This window comes from Sinorhizobium terangae (genome assembly GCF_029714365.1).
Classification (GTDB): Bacteria; Pseudomonadota; Alphaproteobacteria; order Rhizobiales; family Rhizobiaceae; genus Sinorhizobium; species Sinorhizobium terangae.
In genome coordinates this window covers 1,019,033-1,041,856 of the sequence record NZ_CP121659.1, presented here as the reverse complement: position 1 = coordinate 1,041,856, position 22,824 = coordinate 1,019,033, and the positions used below count along the sequence as shown (strand labels likewise).

Here is a 22,824-nt window from a genome sequence, read left to right as displayed (position 1 = left end):
CGGCCCTGTTCCTGCCGCGGACAATAAACTGCCCTGCGGCGGAAACGGTGCGTGCCTGAGACGGCACGCACCTGATGTCGTTTTACTCTGCTGCGTCCGGCAGTTGCGCCGCGGCACTGAGGTCGTCGACTTTCGAGTTTTCGAGTTCGACGCTAAGGCCCAGCGAGCGCATTTCCTTGACGAGAACGTTGAAGCTCTCCGGAATGCCCGCCTCGAAGGTGTCGTCGCCGCGGACGATTGCTTCGTAGACCTTGGTGCGGCCAGCAACGTCGTCGGACTTGACCGTCAGCATTTCCTGCAGCGTGTAGGCGGCGCCGTAAGCTTCTAGCGCCCAGACCTCCATTTCGCCGAAACGCTGACCGCCGAACTGCGCCTTGCCGCCCAGTGGCTGCTGCGTAACAAGCGAGTAAGGGCCGATCGAGCGGGCGTGGATCTTGTCGTCCACCAAGTGGTTGAGCTTCAGCATGTAGATGTAGCCCACGGTCACCTGACGATCGAACGGTTCGCCGGTACGGCCGTCGAAGAGCGTCGACTGGCCGGTCACCTTGAGACCTGCCTTGTTCAGCATCTCGTTCACATCGGCCTCGACGGCACCGTCGAAGACCGGCGTTGCGATCGATACGCCGCGGCGGGTCTGCTCGGCAAGCCGAACCACCGACTCGTCGTCGTAGTTCTTGATCGGCTCGCCCTTCGGACCGGATCCGATGACGTCATCGATCGTTGCGCGAAGCGGAGCGATGTCGCCGTTCTCGTGATACGCATCCAGCATCGCGCCGATCTTCTTGCCCATGCCGGCGCAAGCCCAGCCGAGGTGGGTTTCGAGGATCTGACCGACGTTCATGCGCGACGGCACGCCGAGCGGGTTCAGCACCACGTCGACATGGGTGCCATCTTCCAGGAACGGCATGTCTTCGATCGGCACGATACGCGATACGACGCCCTTGTTGCCGTGGCGGCCGGCCATCTTGTCGCCCGGCTGGATCTTGCGCTTCACCGCGACGAAGACCTTAACCATCTTCATCACGCCCGGAGGCATTTCATCGCCGCGCTGGACCTTCTCGACCTTATCCATGAAGCGCTGTTCGAGGCGCGACTTGGATTCGTCGTACTGGGCGCGGAGTGCTTCGATCTCGCCCTGAGCCTTTTCATCCTCGACGGCGAACATCCACCACTGTGAGCGCGGATATTCGCTGACGACGGCGTTCGAAAGCTCGGTGCCCTTCTTGAAGCCCTTCGGACCAGCCACGGCAACGTGACCGCGCAGCATGTCTACCAGACGTGCATAGACGTTGCGGTCGAGGATCGCCTGTTCGTCGTCACGGTCCTTGGCGAGGCGCTCGATCTCCTCGCGCTCGATCGCCATGGCGCGCTCGTCCTTCTCCACGCCGTGGCGATTAAAGACGCGCACTTCGACGACCGTGCCGAAGGTGCCCGGAGGCATGCGCATGGACGTGTCGCGGACATCCGAGGCCTTCTCACCGAAAATGGCGCGCAGAAGCTTTTCTTCCGGCGTCATCGGGCTTTCGCCCTTCGGCGTGATCTTGCCGACGAGGATATCGCCCGGCTGAACTTCGGCACCGATATAGACGATACCGGCTTCGTCGAGGTTCTTCAACGCTTCTTCCGAGACGTTCGGAATGTCGCGGGTGATTTCTTCCGGACCAAGCTTGGTGTCTCGCGCCATCACTTCGAATTCTTCGATGTGGATGGACGTGAACACGTCGTCACGCACGATCCGCTCGGAAAGCAGGATCGAGTCTTCGTAGTTGTAGCCGTTCCACGGCATGAACGCGACGAGCGCGTTGCGGCCGAGCGCCAGATCGCCGAGGTCGGTCGAAGGACCGTCCGCGATGATGTCGCCCTTGTTCAGAACGTCACCAACGGTGACCAGCGGACGCTGGTTGACGCAGGTGTTCTGGTTCGAACGCTGGAATTTCTGCAGGCGATAGATATCGACGCCGGACTTCGACGGATCGAGGTCCTCGGTGGCGCGGATAACGATACGCGTCGCATCGACCTGGTCTACGACACCGCCGCGGCGGGCGGCGATCGCAGCACCGGAGTCGCGGGCGACGACCGGCTCCATGCCGGTGCCGACGAAGGGCGCTTCCGCACGCAGCAGCGGCACGGCCTGGCGCTGCATGTTCGAGCCCATCAGCGCACGGTTGGCGTCGTCGTTCTCGAGGAACGGGATGAGAGCCGCCGCGACGGACACGAGCTGCTTCGGCGAAACGTCCATCAGGTTGATGTTGTCGCGCGGAGCCAGCATAACTTCGCCGGCATGACGGCAGACGACGAATTCTTCCGCGAAGGAGTTGTCGTCGTTCAGCACCGAGTTAGCCTGAGCGACGTGGTATTTCGCCTCTTCCATCGCCGACAGATAGACGACGTCGCTGGTGACCTTGCCGTCGACGATCTTGCGGTACGGGCTCTCGATAAAGCCGTACTTGTTGACGCGGGCGAAGGTTGCGAGCGAATTGATCAGACCGATGTTCGGGCCTTCCGGCGTTTCGATCGGGCAGATGCGGCCGTAATGCGTCGGATGAACGTCGCGCACTTCGAAGCCCGCACGTTCGCGGGTGAGACCACCCGGGCCAAGAGCCGAAAGACGACGCTTGTGGGTGATTTCCGAAAGCGGGTTCACCTGGTCCATGAACTGCGACAGCTGCGACGAGCCGAAGAACTCGCGAACGGCGGCGGCCGCCGGCTTCGCGTTGATCAGATCCTGCGGCATGACCGTGTCGATCTCGATCGAGGACATGCGTTCCTTGATCGCACGCTCCATGCGCAGGAGACCAAGGCGATACTGGTTCTCCATGAGCTCGCCGACCGAGCGTACGCGGCGGTTGCCGAGGTTGTCGATGTCGTCGATCTCGCCCTTGCCGTCACGCAGTTCGACCAGCATCTTGACGACAGCAAGAATGTCTTCCTTGCGGAGCGTGCGGACGGTATCCGGAACGTCGAGGTCGAGACGCATGTTCATCTTCACGCGGCCGACCGCCGAGAGATCGTAGCGCTCGGCGTCGAAGAACAGCGTGTTGAACATGGCTTCAGCAGAATCCATGGTCGGCGGTTCGCCGGGGCGCATGACACGATAGATGTCGAACAGCGCGTCCTGGCGGTTTTCGTTCTTGTCGGCGGCAAGCGTGTTGCGGATATAGGCACCGACATTAATGTGGTCGATGTCGAGAACCGGGATTTCGTCGAAGCCTGCCGAAAGGATGACGGGAAGCGTCTTCTCGTCGATCTCGTCGCCGGCTTCGAGATAGATCTCGCCCGTACCATAGTTGACGACGTCTTCGGCGAGGTAATTGCCATAGAGATCGTCATCGGTGGCCTTGAGAGCCTTCAGCCCCTTCTCCTGCAGCTGGCGCAGCAGGCGCGGCGTGAGCTTCTTGCCGGCTTCAACGACGACTTCGCCGGTATCGGCGTCGATCATGTCGGTGATCGCCTTCTGGCCCTTGAGCGCATCCGGCTGGAACGGCACGCGCCAACCTTCGCCGTCGCGCTGGTAGAGCGATTTCGTGTAGAAGGTGTCGAGGATCTCTTCGCCGTCCATGCCGAGCGCCATCAAAAGCGAGGTCACCGGAATCTTGCGGCGACGGTCGATGCGGGCATGGACGATGTCCTTGGCGTCGAACTCGATGTCGAGCCACGAGCCGCGATACGGAATGACGCGCGCTGCGAAGAGCAGCTTGCCGGACGAATGGCTCTTGCCCTTGTCGTGATCGAAGAACACGCCGGGTGAGCGATGCATCTGCGAGACGATGACGCGCTCGGTGCCGTTGACGATGAAGGTACCGTTGTCCGTCATGAGCGGCATGTCGCCCATGTAGACGTTCTGTTCCTTGATGTCCTTGATCGACTTTGCGCCCGTGTCCTCGTCAATATCGAACACGATCAGCCGCAGCGTCACCTTCAGCGGCGCCGCATAGGTCAGGTCACGCTGGCGGCATTCCTCGACGTCGAACTTCGGCGGCTCGAACTCGTAGGACACGAATTCGAGCATGGAAGCGCCCGAGAAATCCTTGATCGGAAATACCGACTTGAAAACGGCCTGAAGCCCCTCGTCCGGGCGGCCGCCCTTGGGCTCTTCAACCATCAGAAATTGGTCGTAGGACGCCTTCTGAACCTCAATGAGGTTCGGCATCTCTGCGACTTCTGGAATTTTACCAAAAAACTTGCGTACGCGCCTGCGACCGTTAAACGAAAGGGTCTGAGCCATCGTCGCTCCTTGTCAATCTTGCATCCGGGCCTGCAACGGACGGGAACCGATGGCCAGTCGATCCCGTCGATCAATGAGTAGTTCAATCTCGTCAAGCTTTCGAAAGACGCCAGCACGGATTGCTGTGCTGTCTCCCAATTGCGACCATCCTCTTGAAGAACCCATTACCCAAAAGCCATTTTCGACAGGCTTTTGGGTAATATGTTCTAAAAACGGTCAAAGAGAGGCGGCCAAAAGGCCACCCCTCCTTTGCATGTCGTCGAATTACTTGACGTCAACCTTGGCGCCAGCGTCTTCGAGCTTCTTCTTGAGGTCAGCAGCTTCAGCCTTGGAAACAGCTTCCTTGACAGCCTTCGGAGCGCCTTCGACGAGGTCCTTGGCTTCCTTGAGGCCGAGGCCGGTGATGGCGCGGACTTCCTTGATGACGTTGATCTTGTTGGCGCCGGCATCCGTCAGGATGACGTCGAACTCGGTCTTTTCTTCTTCAGCCGGAGCAGCGGCACCAGCAGCGCCACCGGCGGCAGCAACAGCTACCGGAGCAGCGGCAGAAACGCCCCACTTTTCTTCGAGCAGCTTGGAAAGCTCAGCAGCTTCCAGCACGGTCAGCGAGGACAGGTCTTCAACGATCTTTGCGAGATCAGCCATTTTACTTTTCCTTTTGTTCGGTTCGAACTGGTTTTAATTACAACAGCGAAATTCCGCCTCAGGCGGCTTCGTCCTTCTTGGCATAGGCCGAGAACACGCGAGCAAGCTGGCTTGCCGGTGCTGCGACAACCGTCGCGACGCGGGTTGCCGGGGCGTTGAGAAGGCCCAGCAGCTTCGCGCGCAGCTCGTCCAGCGAAGGCAGGGTCGCAAGCGACTTGACTGCTTCGGGGTTGAGCGTGGTTGTCCCCATGGCGCCGCCGAGCACAACGAGCTTGTCGTTGGTCTTGGCGAAATCCACGACGACCTTCGGAGCCGTGATCGGGTCGGCGCTGTAAGCGATCAGCGTCTGGCCCTTGAAGAGATCGGTCATCCCTTCAGACTCCGTGCCCTGAAGAGCGATCTTGGCCAGGCGGTTTTTCGCGACTTTGACGGTGCCGCCAGCAGCGCGCATCTTCGAACGGAAGTCGTTCATCTGCGCAACTGTGACACCAGCATAGTGGGCCACGACAACCGAACCGGAAGCCTTGAAGACTTCGTTCAGCTCCGTGACGAATTCGCGTTTTTCCGCTCTTTCCACTGTCTGTCTCCAGTTGGCAGGGTTGCTTCAAGCAGCCCTGCCGGGTTTGCCTTTTGTCACCCGGGATCATGCTCGATCCCAAGCAACGCTTAAGGATCCTGTCCCTTGGCGTTCCCGGGAGAGCCGGGTCTGACACAAGGCAAGCGAGGTTCGAACCGAATTTCGACGCCAGAAGCGTTGTTCAAAATTCAGATCTTACCCGTCTCATGCGGGCAATGGTGATTAAGGTAAAACCACCCGCAATCTCGGACAGGAGTTCCGGACTAGGTCCGGATATTTCCGGCCCCGAAAGGCCGGAAATTCGGTTTCAGGCCGAAGCCCGGAAATTGTCAGGCGACGCTGAGGGTCGCCGGATCGATCTTGAGGCCCGGCCCCATGGTCGAGGAGATCGCTACGCGCTTGACGTAGTTACCCTTGGCACCGGTCGGCTTTGCCTTGATCACGGCATCGGCGAAGGCACGGATGTTTTCTTCCAGCGCCTTGGCGTCGAAGGATGCCTTGCCGACGCCAGCGTGGACGATGCCAGCCTTTTCGACGCGGAACTCGACCGCACCACCCTTGGAGGCCTTGACGGCAGCCGCGACATCCATGGTGACGGTGCCGACCTTCGGGTTCGGCATCATGCCGCGCGGGCCGAGAACCTTACCGAGACGACCGACGAGCGGCATCATGTCCGGCGTGGCAATGCAGCGATCGAATTCGATCTTGCCGCCCTGGACGATCTCGACGAGGTCTTCGGCGCCGACAATGTCAGCACCGGCAGCCTTGGCTTCGTCAGCCTTGGCGCCGCGTGCGAAAACGGCAACGCGAACCGAGCGGCCGGTGCCGTTCGGCAGGTTGACAACGCCGCGGACCATCTGGTCGGCGTGGCGCGGATCAACGCCGAGGTTCATGGCGACTTCGATGGTTTCATCGAACTTTGCCGTCGCACGCTCCTTGACCAGCGTCACGGCTTCAACGAGGCCGTAGATCTTCGCCGGATCGATGCCCTCACGGGACTTCTGTACACGCTTTGCAATCTTCGCCATGGTCTTAGCCCGTCACTTCCAGGCCCATGGAGCGGGCAGAGCCCTCGACCATTGCCATTGCGCCTTCAACATCGGCCGCGTTGAGGTCCTTCATCTTGGCCTCTGCGATCGTGCGGATCTGAGCCTTGGAGATCGAGCCGGCCTTGGCCTTGCCCGGGGTCTTCGAGCCCGACTGGATCTTTGCTTCACGCTTCAGGAAGTAGCTGACCGGCGGCTGCTTCATGACAAAGGTGAAGGACTTGTCCTGGTAATAGGTGATGACGACCGGGATCGGCATACCCTTTTCCATTTCCTGCGTGGCGGCATTGAACGCCTTGCAGAATTCCATGATGTTAATGCCACGCTGACCAAGCGCAGGACCGATCGGCGGCGACGGATTCGCCGAGCCGGCCTTCACCTGCAGCTTGAGCTGGCCTGCAACTTTCTTAGCCATTTCTCTCTGCCTCTGAATGCCCCTTCACGATCAAGCCGGAAGAGGAACTGTTGAGCCGGTTGCCCGGCTGTTTGCCGGCCCTTCGACCGGCGGCTGCGGTTGCGTGGTGCGGATAAACCGACCCGGCTAAGACCGGACACCTCCCACGCGCATGCGGATCACTCCGCCGGAACAAGCCAATCGGCCTGCTCCATCCCATTAGAACCTGCGTTTTTCAGACCTTTTCGACCTGGCCATATTCCAGCTCGACAGGGGTCGCACGACCGAAGATCGAAACCTCGACCTTCAAACGCGACCGCTCTTCGTCAACATCCTGAACGATGCCGTTAAAGGATGCGAATGGACCATCCGACACCCGGACCTGCTCGCCGATCTCGAAAGAAACCGACGGCTTCGGACGATCAACACCTTCCTGGACCTGACCGAGAATCCGCTCCGCCTCGTGATCCGGAATCGGAACCGGCTTGCTGTCGGTGCCGAGGAAGCCCGTGACCTTCGGCGTATTCTTGATGAGGTGATAGGCCTCATCGGTCAGATTGGCGCGAACGAGCACGTAGCCCGGAAAGAACTTGCGCTCCGAATCAACCTTGCGGCCGCGGCGGATCTCGACGACCTTTTCCGTCGGAACGAGAATCTTCTCGAAAAGGTGATCCAGACCCTTCTGCTTGGCCTTCTCCTCGATCGACTCGGCGACCTTCTTTTCGAAATTCGAATAGGCGTGAACGATATACCAGCGCGCAGCCATGCTACTCTCCACCCAATCAAGCGCCAACGTTGAGGACGAGGCTCATCAGCCAGCCCATCAACTGGTCCGCACCAAAGAAAAAGGCGGCGGCAAAAGAGACCATGACAAAGACCATCAGCGTCGAGATCATCGTCTCGCGCCGTGAAGGCCAAGTCACTTTTGACGTTTCAGAGCGAACCTGCTGCAGAAACGTGAACGGATTCGTTTTGGATGCCATAAAATGCTCACGCCATTACGGCGCGTAAAGCCGATGATTCAGCCCCACGCACCGCGTGTCTGTTTGGACCCTACATAAAGACCGATTCCGAAAACCACAAGAGCCAATCAGTCTTTTTTGTGAATATAAAAAGACGGCCGCGCCGCCCTACCCTTTTTCATTCTGGCCGAATTCCGACGGTGCGGCAAGAATGACGAAACTGGCAGGGGCAGAGGGGCTCGAACCCCCGACCTGCGGTTTTGGAGACCGCCGCTCTACCAACTGAGCTATACCCCTAGATCGAGACGCCGATCGGCCAAAAGGCCTGTACGCGTCTCAAGTCTGCGGCTTCTTATTCAGTTTGCCGGATGCTTTCAAGCGCATTTGCACCAAAAGGAAAAAAAGTTCCAAGAAAAATCGCAGGCCCCGAAGAATGCTGTCGACGCCGCAGGCGGTCGTGGCGCCTCAGTTCTCCAACTAGACGTATTTCCGCCAGTCATGCTCCTCCTTGAACCCCAGGACCTCGCGAATCTTCCTGTTCGAGAGGAGGCCTTCGAACTCGCCAATCTCTCTTTTGAAGGGAACATTCGGATAGAACCGGCTGGCGAGTTCACGCGAAGGCGTGTTGGCCGAGACCGTGTCGTTCGCGGCATTGAATACCGCAAAGCCGAGGCCGTCCTTCTCAATGCAGAGCTTGACGATCTGCCCGAGGTCGCGCGCGTCGATATAGCTCCAGGCAATTCTTTTGCGGATTTCGGGATTGGCGAAATAATGCGGGAAATTCGCATATTCATGCGGCTCGATCACGTTGCCGATGCGCAATGCGTAGATGTCGAACCCCGAGCGCTCCGCAAAGGCGCGGGCCGTCTTCTCATTTACGACCTTGGAAAGACCGTAGGAGTCCATCGGGTTGACGTCGTAGTCCTCCTCGAGCGGGAACTGGTGGAAATCGCGGTGGCCCTCCGCAAAGCAGACGCCGTAGGTCGTCTCGCTCGAGGCAACGATGATCTTGCGGATGCCGAGTTTCACTGCCGCTTCGATCACGTTGTAGGTGCCCATGACGTTGACCCGGAAGGTCTCGTTATCCGGCTTGATAAGAATGCGCGGAATGGCGGCAAAGTGCACGACCGCATCGAAGGGCCGCGGCCCCTGATCGAGATCGGGAAAGTCCCGATGCATCGAGAGCGCATTAAACATCTGGCCGCTGTCGGTGATGTCGGCGATCAGGTTGGTGACGCCGGGGCTGTCGAGCGGAACAAGGTCGACATTGTGCACCTCATAGCCCGCGTCGACGAGATAAGGCACGGCATGCCGCCCGGCCTTGCCTGCGCCGCCGGTAAAGAGAATCCGCTTCTTCATGACGCCTCCCCACGATAACAAACGTAATAGTTAGGCGCTTTGTGCTTTTGCACAAGGTGCGCTTGCGTTCTGCATCGCCCTCGACATCGAACGCCATACCTGAGGGCGTTTCACCATTTCAGGCTGTAGCGAATATCGAACACGCTGCGGGGCGCCAACAGCGGGTCGACGACAGCAGCGCCGAGCTGCAAATTGCCGAACTTCTGTTCCAGGCCAATGCGGCTCAAGCCGCTGATACCGTCGCTGGAAAGCTCGCCCTGCGCGACGAGTGACGTCCGGGTCGCCGGAGACGCGAGCCTGGCTGTTTGCGTCAGCCTCGGCTTGGCACAACGGTTCTCATAGGCATTGCACTGGAGGGCTATGCTGCGGTGGACCTCCGCATCGACTGTGGGCGTAACCATCCATGTGCGGGCAGTCGCTGCGCCGAAATTGCCGGTGCCACTCAAGGCGTTGAAGTCCATGTCGACTTGCGACGAGCGCGTAGCCGCCCGCCCGCTCTTGCGCGAAACCGTCCCCCAGAGACGCACGGGTGCTGCGACCGGCTTGATCTTGCCGGATGGCGCCGCCCCCATCGCAAAATCCGCCCCCGTGGAGGCGTCCCAGTTCCAGGGGAAATGCATACCGAGCCGCAGCCTGTATGCGTTGGTTCCGGTCTTTGCCGGCGCCCAGATAAGCGGGTCGTCGTCGGCGGCTGATGCTGCTTGCAGAGTGGGCCCGGCACAAACAAAAGCGATGCCGACCGCGGCGAGGCGCGTAGTGAGGCGTCTTGTCATTGGGATTCCGATCCTCGGTCACAACCGTTGCCAGTGCGGCAAAATCGTAAGGTTCGGAAGATAGAGCAGATCTGTGACGACCTTATGCCCAAACCAAAGGTCCCCCGCAGTTGCCTGCGGGGGGCCTTCGAAATCCGGGGCTAACCGGAATTACCTGATAATCGAGGCGACGATGCCGACGCCGCGTGCAAATCGCGCTTGCGCGCCATTTGCACCTTCCTTGCTGCCGTCGGCAGCTTGCGGCATCGCCGTTGCGATCATTACTTGATGATCGAGGCAACGATGCCGGCGCCGCGTGCAAATCGTGCTTGCGCGCCATTTGCACCTTGCTTGCTGCCGTCGGCAGCTTGCGGCATCGCCGTTGCGATCATTACTTGATGATCGAGGCGACGATGCCGGCGCCGACGGTGCGGCCGCCTTCGCGGATTGCGAAGCGCAGCTTTTCTTCCATCGCGATCGGCACGATCAGTTCGACGTCAACCGTCACGTTGTCGCCCGGCATCACCATTTCCGTGCCTTCCGGCAGCGTCACGATGCCGGTCACGTCCGTCGTGCGGAAGTAGAACTGCGGACGGTAGTTGGTGAAGAACGGCGTATGACGGCCACCTTCTTCCTTCGTCAGGATGTAGGCTTCCGCCTTGAACTTCGTGTGCGGCGTCACCGAACCCGGCTTGCACAGGATCTGGCCGCGCTCGACGCCGTTGCGGTCGACACCGCGCAGCAGCGCACCGATGTTGTCGCCGGCCTGGCCCTGGTCGAGCAGCTTGCGGAACATTTCGACGCCCGTGCAGGTCGTCTTCGTCGTCGGACGGATGCCGACGATCTCGACTTCCTCACCAACCTTGATGATGCCGCGCTCGACGCGACCGGTCACAACCGTACCGCGGCCCGAGATCGAGAATACGTCTTCGATCGGCATCAGGAACGGCAGGTCGATCGGGCGCTCCGGCGTCGGGATGTAGGCGTCAACCGCTGCCATCAGCTCGCGGATCGCGTCTTCGCCGATCTTCTTGTCGCTGTCTTCAAGCGCGGCGAGCGCCGAACCCTTGATGATCGGAATGTCGTCGCCCGGGAATTCGTAGGACGACAGCAGTTCGCGCACTTCGAGCTCGACGAGCTCGAGCAGCTCGGCGTCGTCAACCTGGTCGACCTTGTTCAGGAACACGACGATTGCCGGAACGCCGACCTGGCGGGCGAGCAGGATGTGCTCGCGGGTCTGCGGCATCGGGCCGTCGGCCGCCGAAACAACCAGGATCGCGCCGTCCATCTGCGCCGCGCCGGTGATCATGTTCTTGACGTAGTCGGCGTGGCCGGGGCAGTCGACGTGCGCATAGTGACGGTTCGGCGTCTCGTATTCGACGTGCGCCGTCGAAATGGTGATACCACGGGCCTTTTCTTCCGGCGCAGCGTCGATCTGGTCATACGCCTTGAACTCGCCGAAGTACTTCGTGATCGCTGCCGTCAGCGACGTCTTGCCATGGTCAACGTGGCCAATCGTGCCAATGTTAACGTGCGGCTTGTTGCGCTCAAATTTGCTCTTTGCCATGGGTACGTTTCCTGTGGTCAAATAAGATGGATCAGCCGGCTCGGCCGGTTTGTCGAGCCGTTTAAGGGTTTCCCGGGATTTGCGCAAGACTTAATTGTGTGCGCCGGGACGGTGCTGCACAGCCGTTCAGCGCCACAGGATCGAACGACGTGCCGGATATCAGTGCGGCGGTAAATCGAGCGCGCGAACACAAGCACAATCATCGACATGCGACGTTTACTTGAAGCGCTGTCTGAACCGTACCTTGCGATGCTGGAATGAGCTGGAGCGGGTAGCGGGAATCGAACCCGCGTATTCAGCTTGGAAGGCTGCTGCTCTACCATTGAGCTATACCCGCGGGCCTTCGATCCTGAAGCAGAATGGTGGAGGGAGTTGGATTTGAACCAACGTAGGCTGAGCCAACGGATTTACAGTCCGTCCCCTTTAACCACTCGGGCATCCCTCCATTATTCTGTCGGGATCAATCGACCAAGCATTTGAGATCGTGAAGGAAGCGGCGACGTTTGCTGCCGCCTCGCGATCTGCGCCGGGTATATGACCGCCCTCCTTCGTCCTGTCAACACGGCGAAACGCAAAATTTCAGAAATTCTCCACAGCGGCGCTGGCGAGGATTGCCGAAAGCGTTTCCAACGACGACCGAACCTTACTATAAGACGCGCATGAGCAAGGACAAGAGCGGCGACAAGAGCGCCAGGGACACCCATTATGCCAATCTCCGGCGCGCCCACCGCGACGCCCGGCGCGAGCGCGGCGAGATCCCCACGCCCCGGCAGGACAAGCGCAAGAAGATGCCTGCCGACTGGAAGCCTCCGTCGCTGGCGCCCGAGCAGGTGCTTCTCTACGGCCTGCATACGGTTCGCGCTGCCCTCGACAATCCGGAACGGAAAGTCGTTCGCCTCTCTGTAACCCAGAACGCAGCTGCCCGACTCGAGCTCGGCGACCTGTCCGCGCTTCCCTTTCCAACCGAAGTCGTGACGCCGCAGGATCTGGACAGGATCCTCGGCCCGGACGCCATCCACCAGGGCGTGATGCTGGAGACGCGGCCGTTGCCGCACCGTAGGCTCGAAGCGCTGCGCGACTGCCCGCTGATTCTGGTTCTCGACCAGGTGACCGATCCCCACAATGTCGGGGCGATCATGCGCTCCGCGGTCGCCTTCGATGCCGGCGCGCTCATCACCACGATGCGCCACAGTCCGACCGAGTCGGGCGTCCTGGCAAAATCCGCCTCCGGCGCCCTGGAACTGATCCCTTACATCCAGATCACCAATCTCGCCGACGCGATCGATGAACTGCACAAGCTCGGCTTCCTGACAATCGGTCTCGATTCGGAAGGTCCGGAGCCGCTCGAAGGTACATTCGCCGGCAACAGGATCGCCCTCGTATTGGGGTCGGAGGGCAAGGGGTTGCGGCAAAAGACGCGTCAGACGGTAAGGGCGCTTGCCCGGCTCGACATGCCGGGAGCAATCAAGTCGCTCAACGTCTCGAATGCTGCGGCGATCGCGATGTATGCGGCAAGACAGTTCTTGAAGATCTAGACGGCTTTAATCGAGGAGCATGTCCGCTGGTCCGATTTCGGCCGTCGGGCATCCGTCACGCAGCTTCTTCCAGGTGCTCACGTTGAGATTCATTTCGCAGCGCGCCAGATAGGAGATGCCGCCGACCCTGATGCAGGCGGTTTGCCCGATTTCGTATTTCGATCCGTCACGGTTGCGGCAGGTGCAGCGCGCGTCAGGCGGGGCCGCGAGAACACCTCCGGCGGCCATGATCGCCGCCAGCGACAGCGTTGCAATCGGCATCGCGCGCAGACGTTTCATACGTGGATATTAGCGCGAAATGACGACCAGTAAAAACGGAGAATGCCGGCTGCTTTCACAGCCGGCATTCTCCGCAACGAACCGATATCTCACGGTCCAGATGAACGTCTTAGCTCGCCAGACGAAGGACGTTGCCGGCAGTGATCGCCTTTTCGGCCTCAGCAATCGCGAACTGCTTCGAATCGTCGCCGAGGTTGAGGCCCTCAGCCCGGACGAATTCGACATCCGTGATGCCGAAGAAGCCGAAAACTGTCCTCAGGTAGCTTTCCTGATGGTCCATGGCTGCAGCCGGGCCAGCGGAATAATGTCCGCCGCGGGTCGATGCGATGATGACCTTCTTGCCCTTTGCGAGCCCTTCCGGGCCAGCTTCGGTGTAGCGGAAGGTCTTGCCGGCGACGGCGAGCCGATCGATCCACGCCTTCAGCTGGCTCGGAATGGAGAAGTTGTACATCGGCGCACCGACTACGACGGTGTCGGCGGCCAGGAATTCTTCCAGCATCCGGCGACCGCTCTGAACGTCGGCGGCGAGAGCCGGTTCGACGCCACCGAGATCGGCCGGGGCCATGATCTGCGAGCCGGTGAGGTGCTGCACACCGTTGGCCACCAGGTCGCGATAGGTGATCTCGGCGTCCGGCCGGTCAGCCTTGATCTGAGAGACGATCGCCGCGGTCAGGCGACGGGAAACCGAATGTTCTCCGAGAATGCCGGAGTCGATATGAAGGACTTTCATGGGAGGCACCTTTATGTTGCGTTGCGGTCCCCTTCATATGATCGGAAAACAATCGCAGGATAAGTGCGCAGATATTTGACATTCTGTTTCCTGATAGAAACAATCTTTCGCGGAACGACGGCCTTGGAGGCAGGAAATGCAGGACCTTAATGACATCGCGCTCTTCGCGGCCGTCGTAAGAAACAATGGCTTCAGCGCGGCAGCGCGAGACCTGAACATGCCAAAATCGAAGCTCAGCAAGCATGTCGCGCGCCTGGAAGAGCAACTTGGCGTCCGTCTGCTCGAGCGCTCGACCCGCAAGCTGCGGATGACCGAAATCGGGACCGTCTTCTACGAGCATTGCCAGGGATTGCTGGAAGGCGTCGAGGCGGCCGAGGCCGAAATCGCGGCGGTGCGTGCCGAGCCGACGGGAATCGTCCGGCTCGGTTGCCCATTTGGCTTCACGCCGATGCTGGCTGACATCCTGCCCGGCTTCCATCGCCGATATCCCGGCGTTCGTTTGCTGATCACGACGACCAACAGGCGCCTTGACCTCGTCGAGGAGCGAATCGATGTCGCTCTGCGCGCTCGCGAACAGCTTGACACCGACAGTCAATTGATCGTGCGCCAGTTCGGCACGGTGCGCCAGCGACTCGCGGCAAGCCCGACGCTTCTCGCCCGTCTCAATGGCATCACCGTCGACAATCTTGCCCAGATGCCAACGCTCTCGGCAAACGAGCACCATACCAACGACACCTGGCGGCTGCTCCATGCCGACGGAACTGCGATCGAAATCGCACACCGGCCGATCATCGGTTGCAGCGATTTCCTTATCCTCGAGCGCGCCGCGATCGAGGGTATGGGAATAGCGCTACTGCCGGACCACATCTGCGAACGCGCCTTCCGCACCGGTGTCCTCGTTCCGGTCCTGCCGGAATGGACGTCGGGCGATGTCATGGTCCACCTCGTCTTCCCCTCCCGCCGCGGTCTGCTGCCCGCAACGCGCGCCCTGATCGACTATCTCGCCGAAAACCTGTTCACCGCCATGGCGCGCTGCGTCGAGTTCGACCCGAGACCGGCGGCATCGTTCGACATCTGATCGGAAAGTGAGTGTATGGGAATACGGCTAAACCGTTGAAAAAATGGTGCCCCCAGAGAGACTCGAACTCCCGACCTACTGATTACAAATCAGCCGCTCTACCAACTGAGCTATAAGGGCACTTTCCGCGCTGGGAGTTATCATATTCTGATTCCGTGTAAAGCAAAAATGCGGCTTCTCCCAATTTTTCGGGTGCGTTCACGACGAGGTCGTGCCAGAAAATGGGATTGGCAACCCGACCGCCCTGCCCTTTCACGATGACGGACTGAGTCTTATGGCCCGCAAGTTCAACACACTCGCCTTCCTCGCCTCCTCGGCAGAAGAGGCGCAAAAGGCGGCCAAGGATCTCAAGGCCATTTATGGCAATCACGAAGCGGACGAGGCCGACGTGATCGTCGCACTCGGCGGTGACGGCTTCATGCTGCATACGCTGCACAAGACGATGAACTCCGGCAAACTCGTCTATGGCATGAACCGCGGCTCGGTGGGCTTTCTGATGAACCGCTACAGCACCGAAAACCTGCATCGCCGCATCGAAAAAGCTGTCGAGAATGCCTTTCACCCCCTGGAGATGCAGACGACCGACGTCAACGGCAACATATTCACGGCATTGGCGATCAACGAAGTCTATCTGTTTCGCCAATCCTATCAGGCCGCCAAACTGAAGGTCATCATCGACGGCAAGACGAGGCTTGAGGAACTGACCTGCGACGGCCTTCTCCTGGCGACGCCGGCCGGCTCGACGGCATACAACCTCTCCGCGCACGGCCCGATCCTGCCGCTCGAAGCACCACTGCTGGCGCTCACGCCCGTCAGCCCGTTCCGCCCACGGCGTTGGCGCGGCGCGCTGCTGCCCAATCACGTCACCGTCGAGATCGAGATCCTCGAGGCGGACAAGCGACCGGTCAACGCGGTCGCCGATCACCAGGAGGTGAAGTCGGTCGTCAAGGTTCGCATCGCCGAATCCGAAAAGCTGACCGCCCGGATCCTCTCCGATCCGGACCATTCCTGGTCCGATCGCATTCTTGCAGAGCAATTCTCCAATTGAAATCACACGTTGCAGGACCGATGTGATATGGTTCAAAACGGTAGCCGCCGGCCCCCGCCGTTCAGGCATTTCAGGAGGATGCGTCGACCGATGTATAAAGCCCTGCTTCTCGCGTTTTGCCTCGCCCTGCCCGCAAGCAACCTCTGGGCGCAAGAATCCCCCATCCTTCCCTCGAACATTACCTTTGTGACCAGCACCGGTTACTGGGAGGAAAGCGGCGCAGCGCTTTCACAGGATAGTGCGGAGAAAAATCCCGGCGACGCGGCATCCGGTTCGCAGGGAAGCTCACCTGGCGGTAAGCGTGGCTATTACAAGCTCATCGCGGTTCGCCAGAACGACGGCACCGCTCAAGTGCACCTTCAGCAGGTTGCCTCGACACCCGCCGGTCCTGAAGTGCTTTCGTCGGCCGAGCTGGAAGAATTCACCGCATTGAAGCCCTATGTCACAGACATCCGGCCGGAAACTTCGACCGGAATCACCGAGCAACCGGGCATGTTCGCAACCGTCTATCTGAAGACGGACCCTTCGGCCAGGGAACCGGAGTCCTGGACCGTGGTGATCGATGATGTCGGCGACATCAAGATCGAGCGCGCAACAAACTGACACCGCCACAATAAAGAAGGCCGGGCGCATGCACCCGGCCTCCAATGGTCCAGTATTCCTAGAATTGCTCTAGCTCAAGTCTTCGACAACGGCATCCGCGCCGCCCTGTACACGGTGGGCCAGAGCCGCCTCCATGAAGTCGTTCAATTCGCCGTCGAGCACATCGCTGGGGCTCGTGCTCTCGACGCCCGTCCGCAAATCCTTCACCAGCTGGTAGGGCTGGAGAACATAGGAACGGATCTGGTGACCCCAGCCGATATCGGTCTTGGAAGCCGCCTCGGCGTTCGCCGCTTCCTCGCGCTTCTTGAGCTCGGCCTCGTAGAGCCGCGCGCGCAACATGTCCCAGGCCTTGGCCCGGTTCTTGTGCTGAGAGCGCTCCTGCTGGCACTGCACCACGATGCCGCTCGGCATGTGCGTGATGCGCACGGCGGAATCGGTCGTGTTGACGTGCTGGCCACCGGCGCCCGAAGAACGGTAGGTATCGATCCGGCAGTCGCCTTCGTTGATATCGATCTGAATCGAATCGTCGACCACCGGGTAGACCCAGATGGACGAGAACGAGGTATGCCGCCGGGCATTGCTGTCGTAGGGCGAGATACGGACAAGCCGGTGCACGCCCGACTCCGTCTTCAGCCAACCATAGGCGTTGTGACCCTTGACGAGGAGCGTGGCGGACTTGATGCCGGCCTCTTCCCCGTCCTGGATTTCCATGAGTTCCACCTTATAGCCCTGGCGCTCGGCCCAGCGGGTATACATGCGCAGCAGCATGTTCGCCCAGTCCTGGCTTTCCGTGCCGCCGGCACCCGAATGGACTTCGAGATAGGTGTCGTTCTGATCCGCCTCGCCGGAAAGCATGGCCTCGACCTGCTTCTTAGCGGCTTCATTGCGCAGCTGTTTCAGCGCTTCCTCGGCGTCCGCGACGATCGCTGCGTCGCCTTCTTCCTCGCCAAGCTCGATTAGCTCGATATTGTCGTTAAGCTGCTGCTCAAACCGGCGCAGGCCGTTTATGCCGTCGTCGAGCTGTTGGCGCTCGCGCATCAGCTTCTGCGCCTCGGCGGCATCGTTCCAGAGCGACGGGTCCTCCGCCTTGTTGTTCAACCAGTCCAGTCGTCTTATCGCCTGGTCCCAGTCAAAGATGCCTCCTCAGCAGGCTTATGGCCTGCTTGATTTCGTCGACGATGTTCTCGATTTCGCTTCGCATGTTCCTGCTTCTTGTGAACCCGTAAAAACGTGACGCTCAAATAGCGACGCCCGCCGCCGATGTAAAGGCGACGGGCGGTGCTTCTTATCTGTGCATGTCGTTATCCCAAAACCGCTGCACACTTTTGGGCGACATGCATTGGATGGAAAGGGTCAGAACAGGCCGTTGGAGCCGGACGTCACCGCCTGGTTCGCCTGCGGCGAGTTCCTCAGGATCTCCTCAGGCGGCACGTATTGATCGAGACCACCGATGACGGAGAAGGAATCGGCGGGGCCAGTGCCCGGCTTGAAGGCTTCGATAATCGTGTCCGGCTCGCCTTCGACAGCCGCCATGCCTGTCTTTCGGTTGACGGGAATGAGGCTCATGCCTTCCGGCACCACGAACTTGCTGGGACGCGTGCCCTTGACCGCCTCCTGGATGAAGGCGTTGAAGATCGGCGCCGAGAGGCTGCCGCCGGTCGCCCCGCGACCGAGCGGCGCCGGATCGTCGAAGCCGAGATAAAGGCCGGCCACGAGGTCGGGGGTATAGCCCACGAACCAGGCATCCTTCTCGTCGTTGGTCGTCCCGGTCTTGCCGGCAATCGGACGGTCGAGCTTGATCTTGCCGGCCGCGGTGCCGCGCGTGATGACGCCTTCCATCATCGACGTGATCTGATAGGACGTCATCGGATCGAGAACCTGCTCGCGGTTGTCCGTCAGCACCGGCTCTTCCTGGCTCGCCCAGTCATCGGCGTTGCAGTTGTCACAGGTCCGATCCTCGTGGCGGAAGATGGTCTTGCCATAACGGTCCTGAATCCGGTCGATCAGCGACGGCTTGATCTGCTTGCCGCCGTTGGCGATCACGGCATAGGCCGAAACCATGCGCAGCACCGTGGTCTCGCCCGAGCCGAGCGACATCGAAAGCAGCGGCGCCATCTTGTCATAGATTCCGAAACGCTCTGCATATTCGGCAACGATGTTCATGCCCATGTCGTTGGCAAGCCGCACTGTCATCAGGTTGCGCGACTTCTCGATGCCCAGGCGCAGGGTGGAAGGACCGGCAGAGCCGCCACCGTAGTTCTCCGGGCGCCAGACCTGGCCGCCGGCAACGATCTCGATCGGCGCATCGAGGATGACCGAGGCCGGCGTATAGCCATTGTCGAGCGCGGCCGCGTACACGAAGGGCTTGAACGACGAGCCGGGCTGGCGCATCGCCTGCGTGGCACGGTTGAACTCCGACTGGGCGTAAGAAAAGCCGCCGACCATCGCCAGCACGCGACCGGTATGCGGATCCATTGCGACCAGCCCGCCCTGTACCTTCGGCGGCTGGCGCAGCCGATATTCACCCTCTTCGCCCGCCGGTTCGACATAGATGACATCACCCGGTCCGAGCACACCTTCCGGCGATTTGGCGGTCTTGCGCTGGCCACCGGCAGAACGGTAGGCCCACTGCATGTTCTTTGCCGAAATGTGCCCTGTCACGCGCTCCGGAACGATCTTGCCGGATGCTTCCTTCTCCGGCTGGATACCGATCTGCGCGCCTTCGGTGTCGACCGAAAGGACAACTGCCAGCTTCCACTCCGGCACATCGCTGAGGCTCGGGATCTTGCCGAGCGGCTCGCCCCAGTCGCCGCCGATCTCGATCGTCTTGATCGGGCCGTGGAAGCCGCGGCGCTCGTCGTAGTTCAAAAGGCCGTCCTGCAGCGCCTTGCGCGCCACGATCTGCAAATGCGGATCAAGCGACGTACGCACCGAGAGGCCGCCCTCATAAAGCGCGTTGTCCCCATACTTCTGGATGATCTGACGACGCACCTCCTCGGCGAAGAAGTCGGACGCGAAAAGGTGAGCGCCACCGCGGCGCGGGGTGACCCCAAGCGGCTGCTTCTTGGCTTCTTCGCCATCCGCCTTGGTCACGTAGCCGTTTTCCACCATCCGGTCGACCACCCAGTTGCGGCGCTCGATCGCGGCTTCCGTCTTGCGGAAGGGATGATAGTTGGCCGGCCCTTTCGGCAATGCAGCGAGATAGGCGGCTTCGGCAACGGTGAGTTCGGTCACCGACTTGTCGAAATAAGTCAGCGCGGCGCCGGCAATTCCGTAGGAGTTCAGGCCGAAGAAGATCTCGTTGAGGTAGAGCTCGAGAATTCGATCCTTGCTGTAGGCCTGCTCGATGCGGAAGGAGAGGATTGCTTCCTTGATCTTGCGGTCGATCGTCTGGTCGGAGGTCAGCAGGAAGTTCTTCGCGACCTGTTGGGTAATCGTCGAAGCGCCGACCGGGCGCCGCCCGGAGCCGAAGTTCTGCAGGTTGACGGCGATGGCGCGGACGAGACCGGTGATGTCGACGCCGGGATGCTGGTAGAAATTCTTGTCTTCGGCAGAAATGAAGGCCGCCTTGACGCGATCAGGGATCGCCTGGATCGGAAGATAGAGGCGCCGCTCGCGGGCATATTCGGCCATCAGGGCGCCATTGCCGGCGTGGAAACGCGTGGTTACCGGCGGCGCGTATTTGGCCAGCACCTCGTAGTCCGGCAAATCCTTGGTGATGGCGCCAAGGTAGATCGCGACGGCCGCAGCAACGCCAAGCAGCAGAAACGCACCAATGCCGAAAAAATATCCAATCAGTCTGATCATCAGTCAGATACCGGTACCTAATTATCGTCCCATCGCCAGGTCGTCGTCGCATGATGCGAAGGCCCGAAGGCTCCGTGTTCTCGCAAACGAAATCGACCTCGCCAAAACTCTTCGTCAGAAATCGTCTGGTATAGCGGCTACGCGCTCCCTCATATGGCGAGGAAGGTCAAGCATCAACACTCTTCCTCAACAAATCCGGGCACCTTTTCCCTAAGTGCCCGGATTGTGAGTAAAATAGGGCTGGTTTCCGATTATCCCGTGCGCATCCTGTTGAAAAGCATATCGCTGTTACCCGGGCGACACAAATCACTTCCCGTACGCCGCAACCACCGCCCGATGCAGTCGATTGCGCCGAACCTAGCCGCCATTTGCGACTGCTGTTTCGCGATAGCGTCGAACGGCCGCCGCTAGCAGGCCCGACACCTTCTTGCGCCATACCGGATCAAGTAATTGCTTCTCATCGTCCTTGTTCGAAAGGAAGCCGAGTTCAAGCAGGATGGAGGGCACGTCCGGTGCCTGCAGGACGCGGAAACCCGCGTAGCGATGGGGATTGTTGATCAGGCCGATCTGGCCTTCGAAGGACGAAACGACGGTGCGCGCGAGATTGACCGAGAAGGCCTGGGTTTCGCGGCGCGTGAGATCGATCAGGATGTCCGCCACTTCCGCCGGCTCGCTTTGCAGCGGTACTCCGGCGATCTCGTCGGACAGGTTTTCGCGCTCAGCCAAGCTGGCTGCGAGATGGTCGGATGCCTTGTCGGAGATGGTATAGACCGTGGCCCCGCGAATGTCCTTTTGTTTCAGCGTGTCGGCGTGAACGGAGATGAACAGGTTGGCGCCTTTCTGCCGCGCGATCTGCACACGCTGCGGCAGCGACAGGAATTCGTCGCGATCGCGGGTCAGGAATGCCTCGACACCGGCTTCGCGCTTCAGCGTCGCGACCAGTTCCTCCGCGAAGGCGAGCGTCACATGCTTTTCCTCGGTCTTGGTGACGGTGCCGATGGCGCCCGTATCGATGCCGCCATGGCCGGCGTCGACAGCAATGACAAAGGCGCCGGGGTCCTTCACGACGGCGACCGGCCGATCGGTCTTTACCGCACGCATCGTTCCCGTCCATTGCTGGTCTACGAGAAGTTCATCGAAGCGGGCCTTGTCGATCTTCTCGGCATCAAGGATGAGTCGAAAGCTCTTGCCGTCCTCTTGCGGCTTCACTTCCGCATGGCTGACTTCCACCGGCCCCTTGGCGGACAGGACGACCCGCGACGTGCCGCCCCCCATTCCCCCATAGCGGATTGCGTCGAAAAGTCCGCGCGGCTCCAGGCTCTCCGGCTTCAATCCGAAGGAGGTTTCCGGCAAGTCGACGATGACGCGGACCGGATTTGCGACATAGTGGATTGAGAATTCCGGCTTGCGGTCGAATTCGACCACAATGCGCGTACGGGCATCGTCGCCAGCGATCCGGGCAGCAAAGGCGAGCAGTGGTTCGGCGGCCCGCACGGCGGTCGCGCTCGCGGTCGTCGCAACAAATGCAAAGGCGATTGCGCACAGAGAGCGACGCCACGACGTCACCGATCGCAAAGAACACAGACGTTTCGCCGAAGGCATCACACCGGGCTCCCCACCATTTTCTTCAGATACCAGCGGCCTGCCCTTCCGGCAAACCATCAACCCCTCAACCAATGAACCCTCATGGTTAATCAAATCTTGACAAAACCCTTATGATGGTCGCGTCGCAACGCGACTCGCTGGCGCGAACGCGTTCCTTATCGATCGATTTCACCGGGGCAAGCGAATCGATCAATATTGTGGCGGCAAAGGCTTTTCCCTTGCCAATGTGACATAGAAACCATAAAAGCGTCACAAGGAGAAAGTGTTGACGGGATAGAATCGTCGGCCGGGCAGCCGGAGCTTTTAGAGAAGCTTGGCGCCAGGAATGATCGAGCCGGAATTGCCGGTTGCAACCGTATCATGCCTTACGCGGCCGCAGGTATTCATCCGCCGTCGCCGCATTTCCTCCCCGTATACTGGATCGCAAATTTCCGGCGGTGGCCGGAGTTCTTGACGGTGATTTTCACCAGATGCCCGCAAGCGGGCGCATTCATCGGGCCTCCCCTTGGAGGTCCAGGACATTGGCATTCTTGTTTGGTCTTTGATGTGACTCAGCAGTATCGGTCAGAAGTAAAGAGGCCCCGGGACGTGACCGTTCCGGCTGCCGTCTGG

19 protein-coding genes and 4 tRNA genes are annotated in these 22,824 nt (G+C 60.3%); 4 read left to right on the top strand and 19 right to left on the bottom strand.

The window, feature by feature from the left end:
- Positions 1-82: 82 nt before the first annotated feature.
- From rpoB to QA637_RS04850, 13 genes are all read right to left on the bottom strand, one after another.
- Positions 83-4,225 carry a DNA-directed RNA polymerase subunit beta gene (gene rpoB, locus QA637_RS04910; RefSeq protein WP_153439694.1) on the bottom strand — a complete coding sequence of 1,381 codons (4,143 nt, stop codon included), beginning with the start codon at positions 4,223-4,225 and terminating at the stop codon, positions 83-85.
- A 264-nt stretch (positions 4,226-4,489) separates the two neighbouring features.
- Positions 4,490-4,870 carry a 50S ribosomal protein L7/L12 gene (gene rplL / locus QA637_RS04905; RefSeq protein ID WP_014328058.1) on the bottom strand — a complete coding sequence of 127 codons (381 nt, stop codon included), beginning with the start codon at positions 4,868-4,870 and terminating at the stop codon, positions 4,490-4,492.
- A gap of 58 nt (positions 4,871-4,928) precedes the next feature.
- Positions 4,929-5,447, bottom strand: coding sequence for a 50S ribosomal protein L10 (gene rplJ / locus QA637_RS04900; RefSeq protein ID WP_136504343.1), 519 nt, complete (start codon positions 5,445-5,447; stop codon positions 4,929-4,931).
- Between the two features lie 329 nt (positions 5,448-5,776).
- A complete protein-coding gene (rplA, locus tag QA637_RS04895) occupies positions 5,777-6,475 on the bottom strand; it encodes a 50S ribosomal protein L1 (RefSeq protein WP_153439696.1) in 699 nt (232 codons plus the stop codon).
- A gap of 4 nt (positions 6,476-6,479) precedes the next feature.
- Positions 6,480-6,908 carry a 50S ribosomal protein L11 gene (gene rplK / locus QA637_RS04890; RefSeq protein WP_136504341.1) on the bottom strand — a complete coding sequence of 143 codons (429 nt, stop codon included), beginning with the start codon at positions 6,906-6,908 and terminating at the stop codon, positions 6,480-6,482.
- A 214-nt stretch (positions 6,909-7,122) separates the two neighbouring features.
- Complete coding sequence (gene nusG / locus QA637_RS04885) at positions 7,123-7,653, bottom strand: transcription termination/antitermination protein NusG (protein WP_136504340.1); 531 nt, start codon at positions 7,651-7,653, stop codon at positions 7,123-7,125.
- A 16-nt stretch (positions 7,654-7,669) separates the two neighbouring features.
- Complete coding sequence (secE, locus tag QA637_RS04880) at positions 7,670-7,870, bottom strand: preprotein translocase subunit SecE (protein WP_136504339.1); 201 nt, start codon at positions 7,868-7,870, stop codon at positions 7,670-7,672.
- 200 nt (positions 7,871-8,070) lie between these two features.
- Positions 8,071-8,146 (bottom strand) — tRNA-Trp (locus QA637_RS04875).
- Between the two features lie 180 nt (positions 8,147-8,326).
- Positions 8,327-9,208 (bottom strand): NAD-dependent epimerase/dehydratase family protein, encoded by an 882-nt coding sequence (locus tag QA637_RS04870; protein ID WP_283063974.1) that lies wholly within the window; start codon positions 9,206-9,208, stop codon positions 8,327-8,329.
- 110 nt (positions 9,209-9,318) lie between these two features.
- A complete protein-coding gene (locus QA637_RS04865; RefSeq protein ID WP_283063972.1) occupies positions 9,319-9,981 on the bottom strand; it encodes a hypothetical protein in 663 nt (220 codons plus the stop codon).
- A 370-nt stretch (positions 9,982-10,351) separates the two neighbouring features.
- On the bottom strand, positions 10,352-11,527 hold the full coding sequence (gene tuf, locus QA637_RS04860; protein ID WP_153442062.1) for an elongation factor Tu: 1,176 nt from the start codon (positions 11,525-11,527) through the stop codon (positions 10,352-10,354).
- A gap of 263 nt (positions 11,528-11,790) precedes the next feature.
- A tRNA-Gly gene (locus QA637_RS04855) sits at positions 11,791-11,864 on the bottom strand.
- 23 nt (positions 11,865-11,887) lie between these two features.
- A tRNA-Tyr gene (locus QA637_RS04850) sits at positions 11,888-11,972 on the bottom strand.
- Positions 11,973-12,186: 214 nt separating this feature from the next.
- Between QA637_RS04850 and QA637_RS04845 the strand changes: the two genes are divergently transcribed.
- Positions 12,187-13,062, top strand: a complete 876-nt coding sequence (locus QA637_RS04845) for a TrmH family RNA methyltransferase (protein WP_283063970.1) — start codon at positions 12,187-12,189, stop codon at positions 13,060-13,062.
- Positions 13,063-13,068: 6 nt separating this feature from the next.
- Here QA637_RS04845 and QA637_RS04840 read toward each other — a convergent pair whose 3' ends face one another.
- Together QA637_RS04840 and QA637_RS04835 are read right to left on the bottom strand one after the other, a co-directional pair.
- A complete protein-coding gene (locus QA637_RS04840; protein WP_153436639.1) occupies positions 13,069-13,341 on the bottom strand; it encodes a hypothetical protein in 273 nt (90 codons plus the stop codon).
- A gap of 109 nt (positions 13,342-13,450) precedes the next feature.
- Positions 13,451-14,071 (bottom strand): FMN-dependent NADH-azoreductase, encoded by a 621-nt coding sequence (locus tag QA637_RS04835; protein WP_153436638.1) that lies wholly within the window; start codon positions 14,069-14,071, stop codon positions 13,451-13,453.
- A 136-nt stretch (positions 14,072-14,207) separates the two neighbouring features.
- On the opposite strand from QA637_RS04835, the gene QA637_RS04830 reads away from it, so the two are divergent.
- Entirely contained in the window at positions 14,208-15,149 is a 942-nt protein-coding gene (locus QA637_RS04830; RefSeq protein ID WP_283063968.1) for a LysR family transcriptional regulator, read from the top strand.
- A gap of 44 nt (positions 15,150-15,193) precedes the next feature.
- Here the strand turns inward: QA637_RS04830 and QA637_RS04825 are convergent.
- Positions 15,194-15,269 (bottom strand) — tRNA-Thr (locus tag QA637_RS04825).
- A 154-nt stretch (positions 15,270-15,423) separates the two neighbouring features.
- Between QA637_RS04825 and QA637_RS04820 the strand changes: the two genes are divergently transcribed.
- Both QA637_RS04820 and QA637_RS04815 read left to right on the top strand, forming a co-directional pair.
- Positions 15,424-16,197, top strand: coding sequence for an NAD kinase (locus QA637_RS04820; RefSeq protein ID WP_153436636.1), 774 nt, complete (start codon positions 15,424-15,426; stop codon positions 16,195-16,197).
- 90 nt (positions 16,198-16,287) lie between these two features.
- Positions 16,288-16,800, top strand: coding sequence for a hypothetical protein (locus tag QA637_RS04815; protein ID WP_283063966.1), 513 nt, complete (start codon positions 16,288-16,290; stop codon positions 16,798-16,800).
- A 69-nt stretch (positions 16,801-16,869) separates the two neighbouring features.
- Here the strand turns inward: QA637_RS04815 and prfB are convergent.
- The 3 genes from prfB to QA637_RS04800 all read right to left on the bottom strand — a co-directional run bounded on the left by prfB (position 16,870) and on the right by QA637_RS04800 (position 22,209).
- Positions 16,870-18,001, bottom strand: a protein-coding gene (prfB, locus tag QA637_RS04810) for a peptide chain release factor 2 (RefSeq protein WP_283063964.1) whose coding sequence is annotated in 2 segments (ribosomal slippage) — positions 16,870-17,931 and positions 17,933-18,001 — 1,131 coding nt in all. Because the reading frame shifts where the segments join, the coding sequence is not laid out codon by codon here.
- Positions 18,002-18,153: 152 nt separating this feature from the next.
- Positions 18,154-20,607 (bottom strand): penicillin-binding protein 1A, encoded by a 2,454-nt coding sequence (locus QA637_RS04805; RefSeq protein WP_283063963.1) that lies wholly within the window; start codon positions 20,605-20,607, stop codon positions 18,154-18,156.
- Between the two features lie 357 nt (positions 20,608-20,964).
- The gene (locus QA637_RS04800; RefSeq protein WP_283063962.1) at positions 20,965-22,209 is read right to left on the bottom strand and encodes an N-acetylmuramoyl-L-alanine amidase; all 1,245 of its coding nucleotides are present in this window, start codon (positions 22,207-22,209) and stop codon (positions 20,965-20,967) included.
- Positions 22,210-22,824 lie beyond the last annotated feature (615 nt).

Bases quoted from the DNA above. Each gene is read 5' to 3' on its own strand.
- tuf (WP_153442062.1), bottom strand. From the start codon at position 11,527: ATGGCAAAGAGCAAATTTGAGCGCAACAAGCCGCACGTTAACATTGGC.
- QA637_RS04835 (WP_153436638.1), bottom strand. From the start codon at position 14,071: ATGAAAGTCCTTCATATCGACTCCGGCATTCTCGGAGAACATTCGGTT.
- QA637_RS04800 (WP_283063962.1), bottom strand. From the start codon at position 22,209: ATGCCTTCGGCGAAACGTCTGTGTTCTTTGCGATCGGTGACGTCGTGG.
- QA637_RS04820 (WP_153436636.1), top strand. From the start codon at position 15,424: ATGGCCCGCAAGTTCAACACACTCGCCTTCCTCGCCTCCTCGGCAGAA.
- rplL (WP_014328058.1), bottom strand. From the start codon at position 4,870: ATGGCTGATCTCGCAAAGATCGTTGAAGACCTGTCCTCGCTGACCGTG.
- QA637_RS04815 (WP_283063966.1), top strand. From the start codon at position 16,288: ATGTATAAAGCCCTGCTTCTCGCGTTTTGCCTCGCCCTGCCCGCAAGC.
- QA637_RS04830 (WP_283063968.1), top strand. From the start codon at position 14,208: ATGCAGGACCTTAATGACATCGCGCTCTTCGCGGCCGTCGTAAGAAAC.
- QA637_RS04805 (WP_283063963.1), bottom strand. From the start codon at position 20,607: ATGATCAGACTGATTGGATATTTTTTCGGCATTGGTGCGTTTCTGCTG.
- QA637_RS04840 (WP_153436639.1), bottom strand. From the start codon at position 13,341: ATGAAACGTCTGCGCGCGATGCCGATTGCAACGCTGTCGCTGGCGGCG.
- QA637_RS04845 (WP_283063970.1), top strand. From the start codon at position 12,187: ATGAGCAAGGACAAGAGCGGCGACAAGAGCGCCAGGGACACCCATTAT.
- secE (WP_136504339.1), bottom strand. From the start codon at position 7,870: ATGGCATCCAAAACGAATCCGTTCACGTTTCTGCAGCAGGTTCGCTCT.
- rplK (WP_136504341.1), bottom strand. From the start codon at position 6,908: ATGGCTAAGAAAGTTGCAGGCCAGCTCAAGCTGCAGGTGAAGGCCGGC.
- nusG (WP_136504340.1), bottom strand. From the start codon at position 7,653: ATGGCTGCGCGCTGGTATATCGTTCACGCCTATTCGAATTTCGAAAAG.
- QA637_RS04865 (WP_283063972.1), bottom strand. From the start codon at position 9,981: ATGACAAGACGCCTCACTACGCGCCTCGCCGCGGTCGGCATCGCTTTT.
- rpoB (WP_153439694.1), bottom strand. From the start codon at position 4,225: ATGGCTCAGACCCTTTCGTTTAACGGTCGCAGGCGCGTACGCAAGTTT.
- rplA (WP_153439696.1), bottom strand. From the start codon at position 6,475: ATGGCGAAGATTGCAAAGCGTGTACAGAAGTCCCGTGAGGGCATCGAT.
- QA637_RS04870 (WP_283063974.1), bottom strand. From the start codon at position 9,208: ATGAAGAAGCGGATTCTCTTTACCGGCGGCGCAGGCAAGGCCGGGCGG.